Raw genomic sequence first — 16,444 nt, 5'->3', positions numbered from 1 at the left:
TACCTGGGACAAAATGTCCAATAGTTAGCTTTGGTCAATCGGGCAAAATCTGCGCCCGGCGTGCAACGGTCGACAAGTGTCGTTTTCCCCTTTATCGCTTTCCCTTCGGAAGAAACCCCACCCGGTTTCCGCTGACGGGAACCCGAGGCGAGGAAGGGGGTTCCGCGTGAACTACGCCTGATGGTCTGCTGAGTCCCATGTACCTCAAAGCATCTGCAAAAACAAGTCCCGCCGGCCCCATCCGGTCACTGGCCCGTCTCGGGCTGCTGGCCCTGGCGCTGCCCCTCACCGCCTGCAACATGGTCGTGATGAAACCTTCGGGCGACATCGCGAACCAGCAGGCGCAGCTCATCGTCGCATCGACGCTGCTGATGCTGCTGATCATCGTCCCGGTGATCATCCTCACGCTGGTCTTCGCCTTCCGCTACCGCGCGTCCAACACCCAGGCGACCTACTCGCCGGAGTGGGACCATTCGACCCGTCTGGAACTGATCATCTGGGGCGCGCCGCTGCTGATCATCATCGCGCTGGGCGCGATGACCTGGATCAGCACCCACAAGCTCGACCCCTTCCGCCCGCTGGAACGGCTGGACGCGCAGCGCGCGATCCCCGCCGGTGTCGAGCCGCTGAACGTCGAGGTCGTGGCGCTGGACTGGAAGTGGCTGTTCATCTATCCGGACCAGGGCGTGGCGACCGTCAATGAACTGGTGGCGCCGGTGGATCGCCCGATCCACTTCAAGATCAGCTCGTCGACCGTGATGAACGCGTTCTACGTGCCCGCCATGGCCGGCATGATCTACGCGATGCCCGGCATGCAGAGCCAGCTGCACGCGGTGATCAACAAGCCCGGCGTGTACGACGGCTTCTCCGCCAACTTCAGCGGCGACGGCTTCTCGCACATGCGCTTCAAGTTCCACGGCCTGTCCAACGACGAGTTCGCCGCCTGGGTCGAGCGCAACAAGGCCGACGGCGTCGCGCTGACCAAGGAGCTGTACCTCGATCTCGAGAAGCCCTCCGAGCGCCAGCCGGTGCGCCGCTACTCGAGCGTCGCCCCCGGCCTGTTCGACGCGGTCGTCAATCGCTGCGTCGACGGTTCCAAGATGTGCATGGGCCAGATGATGGCCATCGACGCCGCCGGCGGCGGCGGCAAGGGCGCCATCGACGGCCTGGCCAGCAAGCCCTGGAGCAACGAGCAGAAGCGGATCTTCGTGGCCGCGCTGTGCACGCCTGACAACGCGGGGCAGTACGCCTCGCAATGGCAGGCCTCGGCCACCCGTAATTGACCGGCTTCCCGGTGCGTTCGCTGTGACCAGCCGCGCCGGGATCGCAAGCACAACAGAGATCCAAGATGATTGACGTTCAAAAGCTCATCTTCGGGCGCCTCAGCCTGGAGGCGCTTCCGCTGCACGAGCCGATCCTGATCGGCACCTTCGCCATGGTCGCGCTGGGAGGGCTCGTCCTCCTCGCGCTGATGACGAAGTTCCGCCTCTGGGGCCCCTTCTGGCGCGACTGGGTGACCAGCATCGACCACAAGAAGATCGGCATCATGTACATCGTGCTGGGCCTGGTGATGCTGCTGCGCGGCTTCGCCGACGCGCTCATGATGCGCGCGCAGCAGGCCATCGCCTTCGGCGACCAGTTGGGCTTCCTGCCGCCGCACCACTACGACCAGGTCTTCACCGCCCACGGCGTGATCATGATCTTCTTCGTGGCGATGCCGCTGATCACGGGCTTCATGAACTACGTCGTGCCGCTGCAGATCGGCGCGCGCGACGTGGCCTTCCCGTTCCTGAACAACTTCAGCTTCTGGATGACCACCGGCGGCGCCGTGCTGTGCATGGCCTCGCTGTTCGTCGGCGAATTCGCGCGCACCGGCTGGCTGGCCTATCCGCCGCTGTCGGGGCTGCTCGCCAGTCCGGGCGTGGGGGTGGACTACTACATCTGGTCGCTGCAGGTCGCGGGGGTCGGCACCACGCTCTCGGGCATCAACCTGATCGCGACCATCATCAAGATGCGCGCGCCGGGCATGACCATGATGAAGATGCCGGTCTTCACCTGGACCTCGCTGTGCTCGAACATCCTGATCGTGGCCTCGTTCCCGATCCTGACCGCGGCCCTGGCGCTGCTGTCGCTGGACCGTTACGTCGGCACCAACTTCTTCACGACCGATCTTGGCGGCAACGCCATGATGTACATCAACCTGATCTGGATCTGGGGCCACCCCGAGGTCTACATCCTGGTGCTGCCGGCCTTCGGCATCTTCTCTGAAGTCGTCTCGACCTTCAGCCAGAAGAAGCTGTTCGGCTACGCGTCGATGGTCTACGCGACCGTCGTGATCACGATCCTGTCCTACCTGGTGTGGCTGCACCACTTCTTCACGATGGGGTCGGGGGCCAGCGTCAACTCGTTCTTCGGCATCACGACGATGATCATCTCGATCCCGACGGGCGCGAAGATCTTCAACTGGCTGTTCACGATGTACCGCGGGCGCATCAAGTTCGAGGTCCCGATGTACTGGACCGTCGGCTTCATGGTCACCTTCGTGATCGGCGGCATGACGGGCGTGCTGCTGGCGGTGCCGCCGGCCGACTTCGTGCTGCACAACTCGCTGTTCCTGATCGCCCACTTCCACAACGTGATCATCGGCGGCGTGCTGTTCGGCCTGCTGGCGGGCATCTCGTTCTGGTTCCCGAAGGCCTTCGGCTACAAGCTGGATCCGTTCTGGGGCAAGTGCTCGTTCTGGTTCTGGCAGATCGGCTTCTTCGTCGCCTTCACGCCGCTGTACGTGCTCGGCCTGATGGGCGTGACGCGCCGCATGAGCCACTTCGACGATCCGTCCTTCCAGATCTGGTTCCAGATCGCCGCCTTCGGCGCGCTGCTGATCGCGGCCGGCATCGGCAGCTTCCTGATCCAGCTGGTGGTGAGCTACTTCAAGCGCGACCAGCTGCGCGACTTCGACGGCGATCCGTGGCAGGGCCGCACGCTGGAGTGGTCGACCTCGTCGCCCCCGCCGCAGTACAACTTCGCGTTCACGCCGGTGGTCCACGACCACGACGCGTGGCACGACATGAAGACCCGCGGACACCAGCGTCCGGTCGGCGGCTTCAAGGAGATCCACATGCCGAAGAACACCGGCGCCGGCGTGATCCTGGCCGGCCTGTCGACGCTGTTCGGCTTCGCCCTGATCTGGCACATGTGGCTGGTGGCGGGTGTCGCCTTCGCGGTGACCGTCATCGCGGCGATCGTCCATACCTTCAACTACAAGCGTGACTACTACATCCCCGCGGATGAAGTGGCCCGCACGGAAGAAGCCCGCACCAAGGTGCTGGCCGCCCAGGCCTGATTGCGCAGCGAGCGAACTCCAACATGCAAGCAACGACCATGACGAACAACACCGGCGCGCCGGTGTTCTACGACAACGGCGACCACCACCCGCAGCACGGCACGCTCCTCGGGTTCTGGATCTACCTGATGAGCGACTGCCTCATCTTCGCGGTGCTGTTCGCGACGTATGCGGTCCTGGGCCGCAGCTACGCGGCCGGCCCGTCGGGCGCCGACCTCTTCGACCTGCCGCTGGTGGCGCTGAACACCGGTTTCCTGCTGCTGTCTTCGATCACCTATGGCTTCGCCATGATCAAGATGCTGGGCAACAAGAAGACCGGCACGCTGGCCTGGCTGGCGATCACCGGCGTGCTCGGCCTGTGCTTCCTGGCGGTGGAACTCTACGAGTTCGCGCACCTGATCCACGAAGGCGCGGGTCCGCAGCGCAGCGCGTTCCTCTCCTCGTTCTTCACGCTGGTCGGCACGCACGGCCTGCACGTCACCTTCGGCTGCATCTGGCTGGTGACGCTGATGATCCAGGTCTCCAAGCTGGGCCTGACCAAGGAGAACAAGCGCCGCCTGATCTGCCTGTCGATGTTCTGGCACTTCCTGGACGTGATCTGGATCGGTGTCTTCACCTTCGTTTATCTGATGGGAGTGCTGCCGTGAGCAACAACCACCAACACGACCACGGTCATGACGCGCATGGCCACGGCCACGATGACCACGAGGACGTCGGCTACCACGCCACCGTCAAGGGCTACCTGATCGGCTTCATCCTGTCGCTGATCCTGACGGCGATCCCGTTCTTCCTGGTGATGACCAAGTCGATCTCCTCGTCGGCGGCGATGGGCATCGTGCTGCTGGGCTTCGCGGTCGTGCAGATCGTGGTCCACATGGTCTATTTCCTGCACATGAACTCGAAGGTCGAGGGCGGCTGGTCCATGCTGTCGCTGATCTTCACGATCGCCGTCGTGGTGATCATGCTGGCCGGCTCGATCTGGGTGATGTTCCACCTGAACAGCAACATGATGCCGGTCCACGACATGCGCAACATGCCCTGATGACGGCGTTCCCTCCGGAACCGCAGCGGCCGCGCCGCGGCATCGCCTTCTGGGTGCTGCTGCTGGGCGCGGCCCTTTCGTTTGCGGTCTTCGTGACGCTCGGCGTCTGGCAGGTGCAGCGGCTGGCGTGGAAGGAAGACCTGATCGCCCGGCTGGACAAGCGCCTGGCCGCCGCGCCCGAGCGCGCGCCCGGCGCGGACCGCTGGGACGCGATCACCAAGGTCGACGACGAGTACCGCAAGGTCGCGCTCACCGGCACCTTCGACCATTCGCGCGAGACGCTGGTCGGCGCGAGCACCGAGCTCGGCACCGGCTACTGGGTGCTGACGCCGCTGCGCACCGAGCGCGGCGACTGGGTGCTGGTCAACCGCGGCTTCGTGCCGCCGGAATTCAAGACGCGCGCGTCGCGCACGGCGTCGGAGACGCAGGGCGAGGATCGCGTCATCGGCCTGCTGCGCCTGAGCGAGCCGGGCGGCAGCCTGCTGCGCAGGAACGTGCCGGCGGAGGACCGCTGGTACTCGCGTGATGTCGACGCGATCGCCAAGGCGCGCAAGGTCGTCGAGGGGCCGGTGGCACCGTACTTCGTCGACGCCGCCGCGGCGGACGACCAGACCCAGTGGCCGCGCGGCGGACTGACGGTGGTGCGCTTCAACAACCACCACCTGCAGTACGCGCTGACGTGGTTCGCCATGGCCGCGATGCTTGCTGGCGTGGGCCTCTGGCTGTGGCGCGCGGAGCGCCGCCGCACGGCGGACTGAGGCGACCTCCATGCCGCTGAGCCGTCCCGATCCGGACGACGACCACCCCGACGACAGCCGCTACCTGGACGGCGCGGCCGGGACGCTGGGCATCGCGGACTCGTCCGGCGAGGGCGCGCTGCAGGCCGGCCGCAACAACCTGCAGCAGCTGGTGCAGCTGCGCTGGCTGGCGGCGGCGGGGCAGTTCGGCACGGTGCTGTCGGTGCACTTCGCGCTGCACATCCGGCTGCCGATGCCGGAGATGCTGACGCTGCTGGCGATCCTGGTGCTGTTCAACGTCGCCTGCTGGCTGCGCACGCGCTGGGTGCCGAGCGTGCGCAACGCCGAGCTCTTCGCCGGCCTGCTCGTCGACATCGCGGTGCTGAGCGGCCAGCTGTACTACAGCGGCGGCGTCACGAATCCCTTCATCTTCCTGTTCCTGCTGCAGATCGCGGTGGGCGCGGTGCTGCTGCCGTCGCGCTACATCTGGTTCACGGTGGCGGTGACGGGCGGCTGCTTCGTGGCGCTGACGCAGTGGCACCTGCCGCTGCTGGTGCCGGACATGGAAGGGCTGGCCCTGCCGCCGCACTACATCGGCGGCCTGCTGATCTGCTTCGCGATCAACGCGGCGTTGCTGGTGATCTTCATCCAGCGCATCGGACGCAACCTGCGCCAACGTGACGCGCGTTTGGCCGACCTGCGCCAGCGCGCCGCCGAGGAGGAGCACATCGTCCGCATGGGCCTGCTCGCCTCGGGCGCGGCACACGAGCTCGGCACGCCATTGGCGACGCTGTCGGTGATCCTGGGCGACTGGTCGCGGATGGCGCCGTTCGCCGGCGATCCGGAGCTGCGCGAGGAGATCGAGGAGATGCAGATCCAGCTGCGCCGCTGCAAGGCGATCGTCAGCGGGATCCTGATGTCGGCGGGCGAGCTGCGCGGCGAGGCGCCGGTGGTGACCACGCTGCAGGTCTTCCTCGACGATCTGACGGAGCACTGGCGCGCGACGCGGCCGCATCACGGCCTGGCGTACCTGCCGGCGCCGGACCTGCCGAAGGTGCGCATCGTGTCGGACGTCGGGCTCAAGCAGATGATCGACAACGTGCTGGACAACGCGCTCGAGGCCGCGCCGGGCCGGCCGGTGACGCTGCGCGCGCTCGCCCAGGACGGCGAGCTGGTGCTGCAGGTGAGCGACCGCGGCGCGGGCTTCCTGCCCGAGATGCTGGAGCGCTTCGGCAAGCCCTATCAATCGAGCAAGGGCCGCGCGGGCGGCGGGCTGGGGCTGTTCCTCGCGCTGAACGTGGTGCGCTCGCTGGGCGGGAAGCTGCAGGCGCGCAACCGGCCGGCGGAGGAGGGCGGCGGCGCCGAGGTGGAAATCCGAATGCCCCTGTCCGCGCTGGCCCCCCTTGGACTCCCCGACAATGCTGCCCATGACGCCGGATGACCTGGTCACCGATACCGACCGCCTGCTGCTGATCGTCGAGGACGACGATGCGTTCGCGCGGACGCTGTCGCGCTCGTTCGAGCGCCGCGGTTATCAGGTGCTGCGCGCGACGAGCGCCGAGCAGGTGCAGAAGCTGCTGACCGACCGCGGGCCGGAGGAAGCGCCGGAGTACGCGGTTGTCGACCTGAAGCTGGCGGGCGGCGGTTCGGGCCTGGCGTGCGTGCAGACCTTGCATGAGCACGATCCGGAGATGGTGATCGTGGTGTTGACCGGCTACGCCAGCATCGCGACGGCGGTGGAGGCGATCAAGCTCGGCGCGCGGCACTACCTGGCCAAGCCGGCGAACACCGACGACATCGAGGCCGCGTTCTCGCGCGCGCAGGGCGATGCCGAGGTCGAGGTCACCGACCGCGCGACCACGTCCATCAAGACGCTGGAGTGGGAACACATCCACGAGACGCTGGCGGCGACGGACTTCAACATCTCGGAAACCGCGCGTCGGCTGGGCATGCACCGGCGCACGCTGGCGCGCAAGCTCGAGAAGCAGCGGGTGAAGTGATTCCGCAACACCGCTCGTTTTGAGCGCGTCGGAGCGGCCTTATCCTTTTCTGACTGCGGTGAGCTTTCCGCAGCGAAAGGAGCATGAATGAAGCCCTCTGAAGCACTCGCTCTGAAGCGAGACCAATTGGGTGCGATCGTGGCCCGATATCCCACCACCAACCTGCGTGTGTACGGCTCGGTGGTGCATGGCAAGGATCAGGACAACGAGGAACTGGACTTGTTGGTGGACGCGCTGCCCGGGGCGTCGCTGTTCGATCTCGGGGGACTCTACCTCGACCTCGAAGAGGCGTTGGGCGTTCCAGTGTGCCTGCTGACGCCGCCTGAAGTGCCGATCAAATATCGCAGCAAGGTTCTCGCGGAGGCGCGACCCGTATGAGCAGGTTCAGCGTGCTCGACCATTTGGAACACATGCAGGAAGCCGCGAGCTTCGCGTGCAACCATGTGACCGGACTCGGCAAGGCCGACTTTCTGGCAGACCAGAAGACGCAACACGCTGTGCTTTTCAATGTGCTGGTGTTGGGAAGAAGCCGCCTCGAGGCTCCTGAAGGAGCATGAGCCGTTCGTGACGGCACACGCGCGTGTGCCGTGGCGGCTCATGAAGGGCATGCGCAATCGTATCGCCCACAGCGCCAGCGACATCGATGTCGACTTGGTATGGGAGGCTGTGGACGTGCACATCGTCAACCTGCTGGAACAACTTCCAGCGTTGCGGGTTGCCGCGACCGGCAATGGCTGATTGTGAATATGTAAACGCAAGAAGGGGCCGTGAGGCCCCTTCGTCGTGATGAGCGTGCAACGCGCTCCCTTGAGCGGCGCTCAGTTCGTCCGGGTCGCCTGCGGCGCGCGCATCACGCGCGACTTGCCGCCGGTGGTGACGATGATCACCGGCTCGCCGGAGGCGAAGTTCTCGTTGCCCTGCGCCTGGACGATCGCGCGGCGTTCGCCGTTGCGCAGCTGCAGCAGGATCTCGACAGCCTGTTCCTTCGTCGTGCTGCGCTCCACGGCGTTGCCCAGCGCCGCGCCAGCCACCGCGCCCAGCACACCGACGATCACGCCTTCCCGGCTGCCACCGACGCTGCCGCCGGCCACGCCACCCGCCACCGCGCCCGCAACGGCGCCGACCCCGCTCTGCGAGCCGTCCACCGTCACCGGCCGCCAGGACAGCACCGTGGCGTCCTGCACCTGCGACAGCCGCTGCGCGTCGCCGCGCTGGATCACGTCGGGATTCGTCGTCGTGCAGGCGGCCAGGGCCACCACCATCGTGGCAATCAGCAGCTTCTTCATCTCAGTTCTCCAAATCGATGCACCGGCCAACGAACATCTGTGACCTTCCGTTGACCAGGCAACAAGTCTTTACCTCGCCGGCATGGGACATGCCGCCCGCAACAGGGCATGGAGAGACTCTACAGGAGTCGGCTTTGGAGCCTCTTAAGCGCTTGCGAACGACTGCGACGGCAGCACGGGCAAGGGGGCTTCCCAGGTGCGTGGGACGCTGCGGCCCGATGAGAGGACCGGCTGCCGCTCGCGCTAGAGCAGATACAAGCGCGACGACTTCGGCACGCTCGCCAGCAGGAACTCCATCTGGTCGGCCACGATGCGGCGGCCGCGCAGGATCATGTCCTCGTGCAGGCTCGGCACGTAGGGCAGGTAGAGCAGCGACATGTGCGCCTCTTCCGGCGTGCGGTTGCCCTTGCGGCCGTTGCAGGCGCGGCAGGCGGTGATGCAGTTCATCCACGTGTCCCGGCCGTTGCGCGACACCGGCTGGATGTGCTCCCGCGTCAGCAGGTCGGCGTGCAGCACGTGCCCGCAGTACGCGCAGACATGGCGGTCCCGCGCGAAGAGCTTGAAGTTGGAGAGCGCCGGCGCCTGGCGCCAGGCGCGGCTCGGGACCGCGCCGCGCACTGCCACGATCGGATGCAGCTCGATCCGTGACTGCAGGCCGGTCAGACGCTGGTACCCGCCGCGCAGGACGTGGAAGGGCGCCCCCAGCGTCCACGCGATCGCGTCGCTGGCGTACAGCACCGCTGCTTCTTTCGACGAGATCCAGGCCTGCGGTCGGCCCGAGATGTCCAGCTGCAGAACGTCCACGGTCGTTGACCTCCTGCGACAGAGAGTAATCCAGTCGGAGGGGGCAACTCAAGTGCCAGACGGGCACGGTGGTGCCGCCGAGACGTTATTTCAGCTGTTCGCCGAACTTAGGCGCCCTTTGGCCGAGGTTCAAGTCGGCGAATGACCCGGAAGCGCTGACCCGTTCGAGTCATGTCCCCGGTCGCACGCTCGTCACGGCTCAGGACGGCAATTTCCCCAGCGCCCGGAGCTCCGCGACGGCCACCAGCCCGCCCGCCGAGAGCGCATCGTCGGGCAGCCGCGCCTGTCCCAGCCGCGTCTCCGGCGCCAGCGCGTCCAGCCGCTCCCGCAGCGTGGGCGTGTCGTCGCTGTCGATCTGCACGACGCAGAGCTGCGCATCGCCTGGCGCACCGCTCCAGCCGACCAGGTCCGCGCCGTCCAGCGCGACGATCAGTTGCGCCGCCAGCGGCGACAACGAGGCGGGCGGCCCCGCGATCATGTGCACGACAACTTCGGAGCCGTCCCGCATCGCGAGCTTCACCGTCTGGTCCAGGCGCTCCCGCAGCGCCGCGGGCGAGAGTGGCTCGGGCGCGGGCACCTCTGACCGACCGATCAGCTGGCACAGCATCACGTCGAGTTCCTCGGCCTTGTCGAAGAAGCCGTTCGCACCCGCCGCCAGCACCGCCGCGCGGTAAGCGTCGGTCTGGTGCGACAGCACGTGCACCTGTCCCCTGTAGCCCTGCTTGCGCAGCGCCTTCAGCACCGCCAGGCCGGAACCGCCCTGGGCGAGCGACAGGTCCAGCAGCACGGCGTCCGGCCGCAGGTGGCCGATCAGCGTCAGGGCGGTGGCCTCGTCGGCGGCCTCGCCGACCACGCGCAGCCCGGGCACCGCGTCGAGCCGCTGCAGCAGCTGGCGGCGGATGGTCAGCGAGTCCTCGACGAGGACGATGGTCATGGGAATCGCGGTCGCTTGCATCGTGATGTCGTGTCTCCCTCGTCGCACGTCTCGTTCGTGTTCATTCGTCCAGCGGATCGAGGTCGCCCCAGCTCGTGCGGCTGATCGCGCGCTTGACCTCGTCCATGAAGTGTCCCTGCGGGTTCGCCGGTGTGCGCGTGCCCGGCGCGGGCGTCGGCGCGGCCCCCTCGACGGCCGGGTCGCGGGTGGCGGTCGCGCGCTGCACGTGGCGGTTCAGCAGCTCGCGGTCGCGGCTCGTCAGCTGCGAGGCCGCGACGACGATCACCGGGATCGCCGCCGTGAGCGGATCGCGCTGCAGCGCCTCGACGACGCCGATGCCGTCGACCTCCGTCATCAGCAGGTCCAGCACGATGAGGTCGGGCACATGACGCCGCGCCAGCTCGATGCCTTCCTTGCCGCCGGTCGCGCGCAGCACCGAGAAGCCCGGCTGCGACAGGTGGGCGCTGAGCGACTGCAGGTCGCCGGGCGCGTCGCTGATCGCCAGCACCAGGAACTTGCGCGTGGCCGTCGGCTTGAAGCCGAGCATCTCCAGTTCCTTGCTCAGCGCCTTGCGCGACACCGGCTTGTGCAGCACCGCCGACGCGCCGAGCGACAGCGCCACCTCCTGCCCCGCGTCCACCGACACCACCACGACCGGGATGTGCGCCCAGCCCGGCAGGTTCTTCAGGCGCGACAGCAGCTCCCAGCCGTCCAGCCCGCCCGGCAGGTTGACCTCCAGCGTGATCAGGTCGGGCCGCAGCTGCGGCGCCAGCTCCAACGCCGCTTCCGCGGAGGCCACGTGGCGCACGCGGAAGCCCGCCGCGTTCAGCTGCGTCTGCATCAGCGCCGCGGCCGGTTGGTTGTGCTCGATGACCAGCGCCAGCGGGCTCGTGCCGGGTTCTTCCGGCAGGATCACGTCGGGCACGACCGGATCGCGCCATGGCAGCCAGCAGGTGAAGCAGCTGCCCTGGTCCGGCGCGCTGCTCACCGCCACCGCGCCGCCGTGCAACTGCACCAGGCGCGCCACCGTCGCCAGTCCCAGGCCGGTGCCTTCGACCTTGTGCGTCAGCACGTTGCGGACCTGGTTGAAGGGCTGGAACAGCTTGTCCAGCCCCTCGGGCGGAATGCCGATGCCATTGTCGGTGACGCTGATCTGGATGAACTCGCCGAACTCGTTGTCCGGCAGCTCGGAGCGCCGCCCGTCCGGGAAGCCCGGCAGCGCCTCGCGCGCGCGCAGCCGCGTCACGCGGCGCGCCTCGAGCCGGATGTTGCCGCCCTTGGGCGTGAACTTCGCGGCGTTGGAGAGCAGGTTGTAGATGATCTGCCGCAGACGGCGACGGTCGACACACAGCCGCTGGCCACCGCCGACGCCGAAGAAGTCCATCTGGATGCGGTTCAGCCGCGCGCGCTCCTGGACGATCGCCAGCGCGTCGCGCAGCAGCTCGTCGAGGTCCACCGGCTCGATGTCGAGGTCGACCCGGCCGGCCTCGATCTTGGCCATGTCCAGCAGGTCGTTGACCAGCGACAGCAGATGCTGCCCCGCGTTGTGGATGTGGTTGCAGAACTCGGACTGCCGGTCGCTGACCGGACCGGCCGCGCCGTCGCGCATCAGCTGGGCGAAGCCGATCACCGCGTTCAGCGGCGTGCGCAGCTCGTGCGACATCGTCGACAGGAAGGCGGTCTTGGCGCTGCTGGCGCGGCTGAGCTCGGCATTGAGCTGCTCCAGCGCGTCGTTGCGCTGCTGCAGCACGGCCAGCAGCTCCGCGCGGCTGTCGGCCAGGTCGCGCGCGGCGCGCGCCTCGGCGGCCTCCAACGCGTTGCTGTGCAGCTCGGCGTGGACGCGGCGGGCCTCGTCCTCGAACTGCTTGCGTCGCAGCTGCGCGCGCAGCCGCGCCTTGAGCAGCTCGACCTCGCCGTTGGCCTTGACGACGTAATCGTCGGCGCCAGCCTCCAGGCCGGCCAGCATCGACGCGCGCCCTTCGAAGGCCGTCAGCAGGACGACCGGGATGTCGCGCAGGGCCGGCGCGGACTTGATGCGGCGGCAGGTCTCCAGCCCGCCGATGCCCGGCATCTGCACGTCGAGCAGCACCGCGTCCACCGGCTGCACGGCGAGCAGCTCCAGCGCCAGCTCGCCGGTGCCGGCGGCGATCACGTCGTAGCCGTCGTCGCGGAGCGTCGCACCGAGTTCCGCCAGCACGTTCGCGCTGTCGTCGACCAGCAGCAGGCGCTTGGGGCCGAGCAGGCTCGCGCCCTGCTCGGGCAGGCTGGACTTGGCACTGCGCAGCATCGCGGCGACGCGCGCCAGGATCAGGTCGACGTCGTCCTGCTTGCGCGCGAACGCATCGGCGCCGGCTTCCAGCGCGCGCAGTTCCGCCTCCGGGCCTTCGTCCGCGGTCAGCAGCAGGCAGGGCGTGTGGCGCAGCGCCGGGTCCAGGCGCAGCCGGCGGATCACCGCGGCGCCGTCGATGCCCGGCATGTGCTGGTCCACGATCACCGCATTGGGCCGCAGCGCCGCGGCCTGGCGCAGGCCTTCCTCGCCGTGCGCCGCCATGTGGATGTCGTAGCCGTGCGGCTCCAGGGCCTCGCCCAGTGCCTCGCGGAAGGTCTCGCTGTCGTCGATCAGCAGCACGGAGGCGACATGCGGCTCCGGCGTCGCCACGCGTGCCTGCCGCTGGCGCACCAGCTCGCGGGCGCGGTCGACGACGTAGGTGCGGTCGTAGGGTTTGCCGACGTACTCGTCCGCGCCGTGCGCGATGCCGCGCAGCCGGTCGCCGGCCTGCGAGGCGTTGGACAGGATCAGCACGATGCAGTCGGCGCCGCCCTGCGGCGTGGCGCGCAGTTCGGCCAGCCAGCTGCCGCCGTCGCCGTCGGGCAGCTGGTTGTCCAGCAGGACCAGCGCGGGCATGCCGTCGGCCAGGGCGGCCCGGGCCTGCGCCAGCGTCGCGCATTCGACGCAGTCGAAGCCGGCGTCCTCGAGCGCCTCCCGCAGGTCCATGCGGACCGTCAGGCTGTCCTCGACGATGAGGGTTCTCTTGTTCATGTGCGGGCCCCTCCCCAGGCCATGCCGCTCAAGCCCAACAGGGCGGGGCCGATGTCGGTCAACGGCAGCACGCGCTCGGCGGCGCCCAGCTGGGCGGCTTCCCGCGGCATGCCGTAGACCATCGAACTGGCTTCATCCTGCGCCAGCGTCGAGCCGCCCGCGCGCCGGATCGCGAGCAGGCCCTGCGCCCCGTCGCGCCCCATGCCGGTCAGCAGCGCCGCCGCGACGCCCGGGCCGATCTCCGCGGCCAGTGATTCGAAGAGCTCGTCCACCGACGGCCGGCACGAGTGCCGCGGCGGTGCGTGACTGAGCTCGATCTGTCCTCCGCGCACGACCATGTGCACGTCCGGTGGCGCCAGCACGACCTGGCCGGCCAGGTCGTGCAGGCGTTCGCCGCCGTGGGCGTAGCGCACGCGGTGCGGCGTCTGCGCGTCCAGCCATTCGGCGAAGCCGCGGCTGAAGACGGCGTTGATGTGCATCACGATCAGCAGCGGCAACGGCGCCGGCGCGGGCAGCGCCTGCAACACCTTCATCAGCGCGCCCGGTCCGCCCGTGGACGCGCCCAGGGCCAGCACCGCGCGGCGCGGCGTCGGCGGGAGCGCGGACAGCCCCGCGGCGGGACGGCCGCCGATGCGTGCCCGCACATGCGTGATGACGCGGATCCGCGCCACCAGCCGCAGCAGCGTCACGTAGCGCTCCTCCCATTCGCCCTCGGGCTGGCCGGCGCTGGGCTTCTCCAGCACCTCGACAGCGCCGGCGGCCAGCGCCTCGTAGGTGCGCAGCAGCTCGCCGCGGTTGGTCGACGACGAGACGATCAGGATCGGCGTCGGGCAGTGGGCCATGATGGCCTCGGTCGCCGCCTGGCCGTCCATGCCGGGCAGCATCATGTCCATCGAGACGACGTCCGGCCGCAGCTGCTGGCACAGCGCCACGGCCCGCGCGCCGTCGTGGGCTTCGCCGACGACCTCGATGTCGCGCTGCGCGGCCAGGACCTCGCGGATGTGGGCCAGCACGGTGATCGAGTCCTCGACCACCAGCACGCGCAGCGTCTTCGTCGACGGCGGCGCACTGCCGCCCAGGCCGCCGATGCCGCCGGCACCGCCGGCCGCGCCCGATGCGCCCGATGCCCCCGATGCCCCGGAACCGCTGCTCATGCCGAGGCTCCCTGCAGCGGCACGCCGCCCGCGCCGGCCTCGGCCGAACGCGCGACCAGCCCCGCGACCTGCGCCAGGAACTCGTTCTGCGCGAACTCGCCCTTGACGATGTAGCCGTCCGCGCCGACGGCCTTGCCGCGCGCGAGGTCCTCCGGCGCATTGCGCGAGGTCACCAGCACCGCCGGGATGTCGCGCAGCGCCGCGTCGGCGCGGATGCGCGTCATGAATTCGAATCCGTCCATGCCCGGCATCTCCACGTCGCACAGGATCAGCGCATAACGCTCGCGCTTCGCGGCTTCCAGGCCGTCCTCGGCGGAGGCGGCCATGTGCACGCGATAACCGGCGGCTTCGAGGATGCTCTGTTCCAGCATGCGCGTCGTCAGCGAGTCGTCGATGACCAGGATCGTGCCGGTGCGCGGCGGCGCCGCGACGGGCCGGGGGCGCGCCTGACGCGCCGCGGCGATCAGGCCCTCGGGCGCCAGCACCGGCACCGGCTGCTGGGCCGCGTCCAGCGCCAGGCCGGAGATCAGCGGCGAGGCCGGCAGCAGCGCCGGCGGCGGTCGCAGCACGACGCTGGTGACGCCGTCCAGCGAATCCACGCCCAGCACCGCGCGTTGCCCGCCGGCGCGCAGCACCAGCGCGGAACGCGGCGGGGGGGCCGCGACGCCGGGGCGCAGCGCCTCGGCCAGTGACAGGTGGGGCAGCAGCTCGTCGCCCACGGCCACGTGCGAGCCGGTCAGTACCGGGCGCTGCAGCACGCATTCGACCGCCTCCAGCGGCACCCAGGCCGACACGCTGCCGGCGCACAGGCGGATCGCGCGCAGCGCGGCCAGTTGCAACGGCACGCAGAGCTCGACCGTCGTGCCTTCGCCGCGGCGGCTGTGCAGCGTCAGGCGGCCGCCGAGCCGGTCGGCCGTGTCGCGGACCACGTCCATGCCGACGCCGCGGCCGGCCAGCGCGTCCACGCGCCGCGCGGTGCTGAGGCCCCCGCGCAGCAGGCGGTCGATGAGCGCCGCGTCGTCGAGATGGGCCGCGCCGGGAACGCCCTTGTCGACGGCGGTGCGCCGCACGGCGTCCAGGTCCAGGCCGGCGCCGTCGTCCGAGCAGCAGAACAGCACGTCGCGACCGCGGCGCTCGATGCGCAACTCGATGCGACCTTGCGGCGGCTTGCCGGCGGCGACGCGCTCAGCCGGCGATTCGATGCCGTGCGCCACGGCGTTGCGCACCATCTGCACCAGCGCGGCGGAGATGGCGTTCAGCAGCGCGGCTTCGAGCTTCACATCGCCGCCGTGGCCGGTCAGGCGCGCCTGCTTGTCCTGGGAGCGCGCGGCGTCGCGCGTCGCACGCTGCAAGGGCGCGAACAGCTGTGACGCCGGCAGCAGACGCAGCTGCTCGGCGCTGTCGCGCAAGGCGACGAGCTCGCGCGCGAGCTGGCGCGCACCGCGTTCGATCTGGTCCTCGATGCGCGCCAGCGGGCCGGCCAGCATCTCCTGCTGGCCTTGCAGGGCGCCGCGCAGTTCGCGCAGCAGCATGCCGGCGCGCTCCAGCGGCGCGAGGTGGCCCTGCGTGCGGGCGATGTCGGCGAGCAAGCCGTCGAGTTCCTCGGGCATCAGCTGGGGGATCGTCAGCAACGCGCCGACGGGGTCGTCCACAGGATCGTCGACGCGACCATCGACGCGTTCGGGCGCTGGTGCCGCCGGGACCGGCCCGGCGGACATCTCGACCTTCGAGGAAGATGCCGCGGCGACCTTGTCCCTCGCGCCCGTACCCGCACCCGCCGCGGGCGCGTCGAGCGCCGTGATCGATTCCTCGGCGGCGTCGATCAGCGCCAGCAGCGCGTCGAGCTCGGCGCGGCCCGGCGCGTCGCCGCTGTCGCGCAGCGGCGTCAGCAGGTCCTCGATCGCATGCGCCTGCGCGGCGATCGCGGGCAGACGCACGACGCTCGCGGCGCCCTTGAGCGTGTGGGCCAGCCGCAGCAGCCGCGGGGGCAGGTCGTGCGCGGGGGCCTGCTCCGCGGCGAGGACGGCCTCGCCCATCTGCCGCAGCAGATCACGGGCTTCGACGCGGAAGAAGCGGTAGGGGTCCTTGGCCACGGCGATCGGTG

Annotated in this window: 16 protein-coding genes; 10 read left to right on the top strand and 6 right to left on the bottom strand. The window is 69.3% G+C overall.

Annotated elements, in window-relative coordinates:
* The first annotated feature begins 197 nt into the window (after nt 1-197).
* The 10 genes from cyoA (at nt 198) to AC07PR_RS15390 (ending at nt 7,860) form a co-directional block, all read left to right on the top strand.
* Nucleotides 198-1,283: a ubiquinol oxidase subunit II gene (cyoA, locus tag AC07PR_RS15435; RefSeq protein WP_377157217.1), complete on the top strand. Its 1,086-nt coding sequence runs from the start codon at nt 198-200 to the stop codon at nt 1,281-1,283.
* A 65-nt stretch (nt 1,284-1,348) separates the two neighbouring features.
* Nucleotides 1,349-3,343: a cytochrome o ubiquinol oxidase subunit I gene (cyoB, locus tag AC07PR_RS15430; RefSeq protein ID WP_483109045.1), complete on the top strand. Its 1,995-nt coding sequence runs from the start codon at nt 1,349-1,351 to the stop codon at nt 3,341-3,343.
* A 38-nt stretch (nt 3,344-3,381) separates the two neighbouring features.
* On the top strand, nt 3,382-3,990 hold the full coding sequence (cyoC, locus tag AC07PR_RS15425) for a cytochrome o ubiquinol oxidase subunit III (RefSeq protein ID WP_377157213.1): 609 nt from the start codon (nt 3,382-3,384) through the stop codon (nt 3,988-3,990).
* The gene (cyoD, locus tag AC07PR_RS15420; RefSeq protein WP_377157211.1) at nt 3,987-4,385 is read left to right on the top strand and encodes a cytochrome o ubiquinol oxidase subunit IV; all 399 of its coding nucleotides are present in this window, start codon (nt 3,987-3,989) and stop codon (nt 4,383-4,385) included. The genes cyoC and cyoD overlap by 4 nt, the downstream gene beginning before the upstream one ends.
* Nucleotides 4,385-5,143 carry an SURF1 family protein gene (locus tag AC07PR_RS15415; RefSeq protein ID WP_495135780.1) on the top strand — a complete coding sequence of 253 codons (759 nt, stop codon included), beginning with the start codon at nt 4,385-4,387 and terminating at the stop codon, nt 5,141-5,143. Before cyoD ends, AC07PR_RS15415 begins: the two co-directional genes overlap by 1 nt.
* Nucleotides 5,144-5,153: 10 nt before the next feature.
* Nucleotides 5,154-6,563: an ATP-binding protein gene (locus AC07PR_RS15410; RefSeq protein WP_377157208.1), complete on the top strand. Its 1,410-nt coding sequence runs from the start codon at nt 5,154-5,156 to the stop codon at nt 6,561-6,563.
* Nucleotides 6,550-7,122 carry a response regulator transcription factor gene (locus tag AC07PR_RS15405; protein WP_377157207.1) on the top strand — a complete coding sequence of 191 codons (573 nt, stop codon included), beginning with the start codon at nt 6,550-6,552 and terminating at the stop codon, nt 7,120-7,122. Before AC07PR_RS15410 ends, AC07PR_RS15405 begins: the two co-directional genes overlap by 14 nt.
* A gap of 87 nt (nt 7,123-7,209) precedes the next feature.
* Entirely contained in the window at nt 7,210-7,500 is a 291-nt protein-coding gene (locus AC07PR_RS15400) for a nucleotidyltransferase family protein (RefSeq protein WP_377157206.1), read from the top strand.
* Nucleotides 7,497-7,679, top strand: coding sequence for a HepT-like ribonuclease domain-containing protein (locus AC07PR_RS15395; protein WP_377157205.1), 183 nt, complete (start codon nt 7,497-7,499; stop codon nt 7,677-7,679). Before AC07PR_RS15400 ends, AC07PR_RS15395 begins: the two co-directional genes overlap by 4 nt.
* 7 nt (nt 7,680-7,686) lie before the next feature.
* The gene (locus tag AC07PR_RS15390; RefSeq protein WP_377157204.1) at nt 7,687-7,860 is read left to right on the top strand and encodes a HepT-like ribonuclease domain-containing protein; all 174 of its coding nucleotides are present in this window, start codon (nt 7,687-7,689) and stop codon (nt 7,858-7,860) included.
* An 80-nt stretch (nt 7,861-7,940) separates the two neighbouring features.
* Here the strand turns inward: AC07PR_RS15390 and AC07PR_RS15385 are convergent, their stop codons facing one another.
* From AC07PR_RS15385 to AC07PR_RS15360, 6 genes are all read right to left on the bottom strand, one after another.
* Entirely contained in the window at nt 7,941-8,408 is a 468-nt protein-coding gene (locus AC07PR_RS15385) for an outer membrane lipoprotein (protein ID WP_377157203.1), read from the bottom strand.
* 243 nt (nt 8,409-8,651) lie between these two features.
* Entirely contained in the window at nt 8,652-9,212 is a 561-nt protein-coding gene (locus AC07PR_RS15380; RefSeq protein ID WP_431101965.1) for an HNH endonuclease, read from the bottom strand.
* Between the two features lie 199 nt (nt 9,213-9,411).
* Nucleotides 9,412-10,146: a response regulator gene (locus AC07PR_RS15375; RefSeq protein WP_495135779.1), complete on the bottom strand. Its 735-nt coding sequence runs from the start codon at nt 10,144-10,146 to the stop codon at nt 9,412-9,414.
* Nucleotides 10,147-10,207: 61 nt separating this feature from the next.
* Complete coding sequence (locus AC07PR_RS15370; protein WP_483109052.1) at nt 10,208-13,186, bottom strand: response regulator; 2,979 nt, start codon at nt 13,184-13,186, stop codon at nt 10,208-10,210.
* Entirely contained in the window at nt 13,183-14,340 is a 1,158-nt protein-coding gene (gene cheB / locus AC07PR_RS15365; protein ID WP_495135778.1) for a chemotaxis-specific protein-glutamate methyltransferase CheB, read from the bottom strand. The genes AC07PR_RS15370 and cheB overlap by 4 nt, the downstream gene beginning before the upstream one ends.
* Complete coding sequence (locus AC07PR_RS15360; RefSeq protein WP_483109054.1) at nt 14,337-16,433, bottom strand: hybrid sensor histidine kinase/response regulator; 2,097 nt, start codon at nt 16,431-16,433, stop codon at nt 14,337-14,339. The genes cheB and AC07PR_RS15360 overlap by 4 nt, the downstream gene beginning before the upstream one ends.
* Nucleotides 16,434-16,444 lie beyond the last annotated feature (11 nt).

Source organism: Roseateles sp. GW821-FHT09H11, from assembly GCF_059415845.1.
Note: the sequence above shows the minus strand (reverse complement) of the source record. Positions and strands in the feature narration are given on the sequence as shown.

What these genes read in the sequence shown, in the direction of transcription:
- cheB (WP_495135778.1), bottom strand. Translation starts at nt 14,340, where the DNA reads ATGAGCAGCGGTTCCGGGGCATCGGGGGCATCGGGCGCATCGGGCGCG.
- AC07PR_RS15395 (WP_377157205.1), top strand. Translation starts at nt 7,497, where the DNA reads ATGAGCAGGTTCAGCGTGCTCGACCATTTGGAACACATGCAGGAAGCC.
- AC07PR_RS15410 (WP_377157208.1), top strand. Translation starts at nt 5,154, where the DNA reads ATGCCGCTGAGCCGTCCCGATCCGGACGACGACCACCCCGACGACAGC.
- AC07PR_RS15405 (WP_377157207.1), top strand. Translation starts at nt 6,550, where the DNA reads ATGACGCCGGATGACCTGGTCACCGATACCGACCGCCTGCTGCTGATC.
- cyoB (WP_483109045.1), top strand. Translation starts at nt 1,349, where the DNA reads ATGATTGACGTTCAAAAGCTCATCTTCGGGCGCCTCAGCCTGGAGGCG.
- cyoC (WP_377157213.1), top strand. Translation starts at nt 3,382, where the DNA reads ATGACGAACAACACCGGCGCGCCGGTGTTCTACGACAACGGCGACCAC.
- AC07PR_RS15385 (WP_377157203.1), bottom strand. Translation starts at nt 8,408, where the DNA reads ATGAAGAAGCTGCTGATTGCCACGATGGTGGTGGCCCTGGCCGCCTGC.
- AC07PR_RS15400 (WP_377157206.1), top strand. Translation starts at nt 7,210, where the DNA reads ATGAAGCCCTCTGAAGCACTCGCTCTGAAGCGAGACCAATTGGGTGCG.
- AC07PR_RS15375 (WP_495135779.1), bottom strand. Translation starts at nt 10,146, where the DNA reads ATGACCATCGTCCTCGTCGAGGACTCGCTGACCATCCGCCGCCAGCTG.
- AC07PR_RS15370 (WP_483109052.1), bottom strand. Translation starts at nt 13,186, where the DNA reads ATGAACAAGAGAACCCTCATCGTCGAGGACAGCCTGACGGTCCGCATG.
- cyoA (WP_377157217.1), top strand. Translation starts at nt 198, where the DNA reads ATGTACCTCAAAGCATCTGCAAAAACAAGTCCCGCCGGCCCCATCCGG.
- AC07PR_RS15415 (WP_495135780.1), top strand. Translation starts at nt 4,385, where the DNA reads ATGACGGCGTTCCCTCCGGAACCGCAGCGGCCGCGCCGCGGCATCGCC.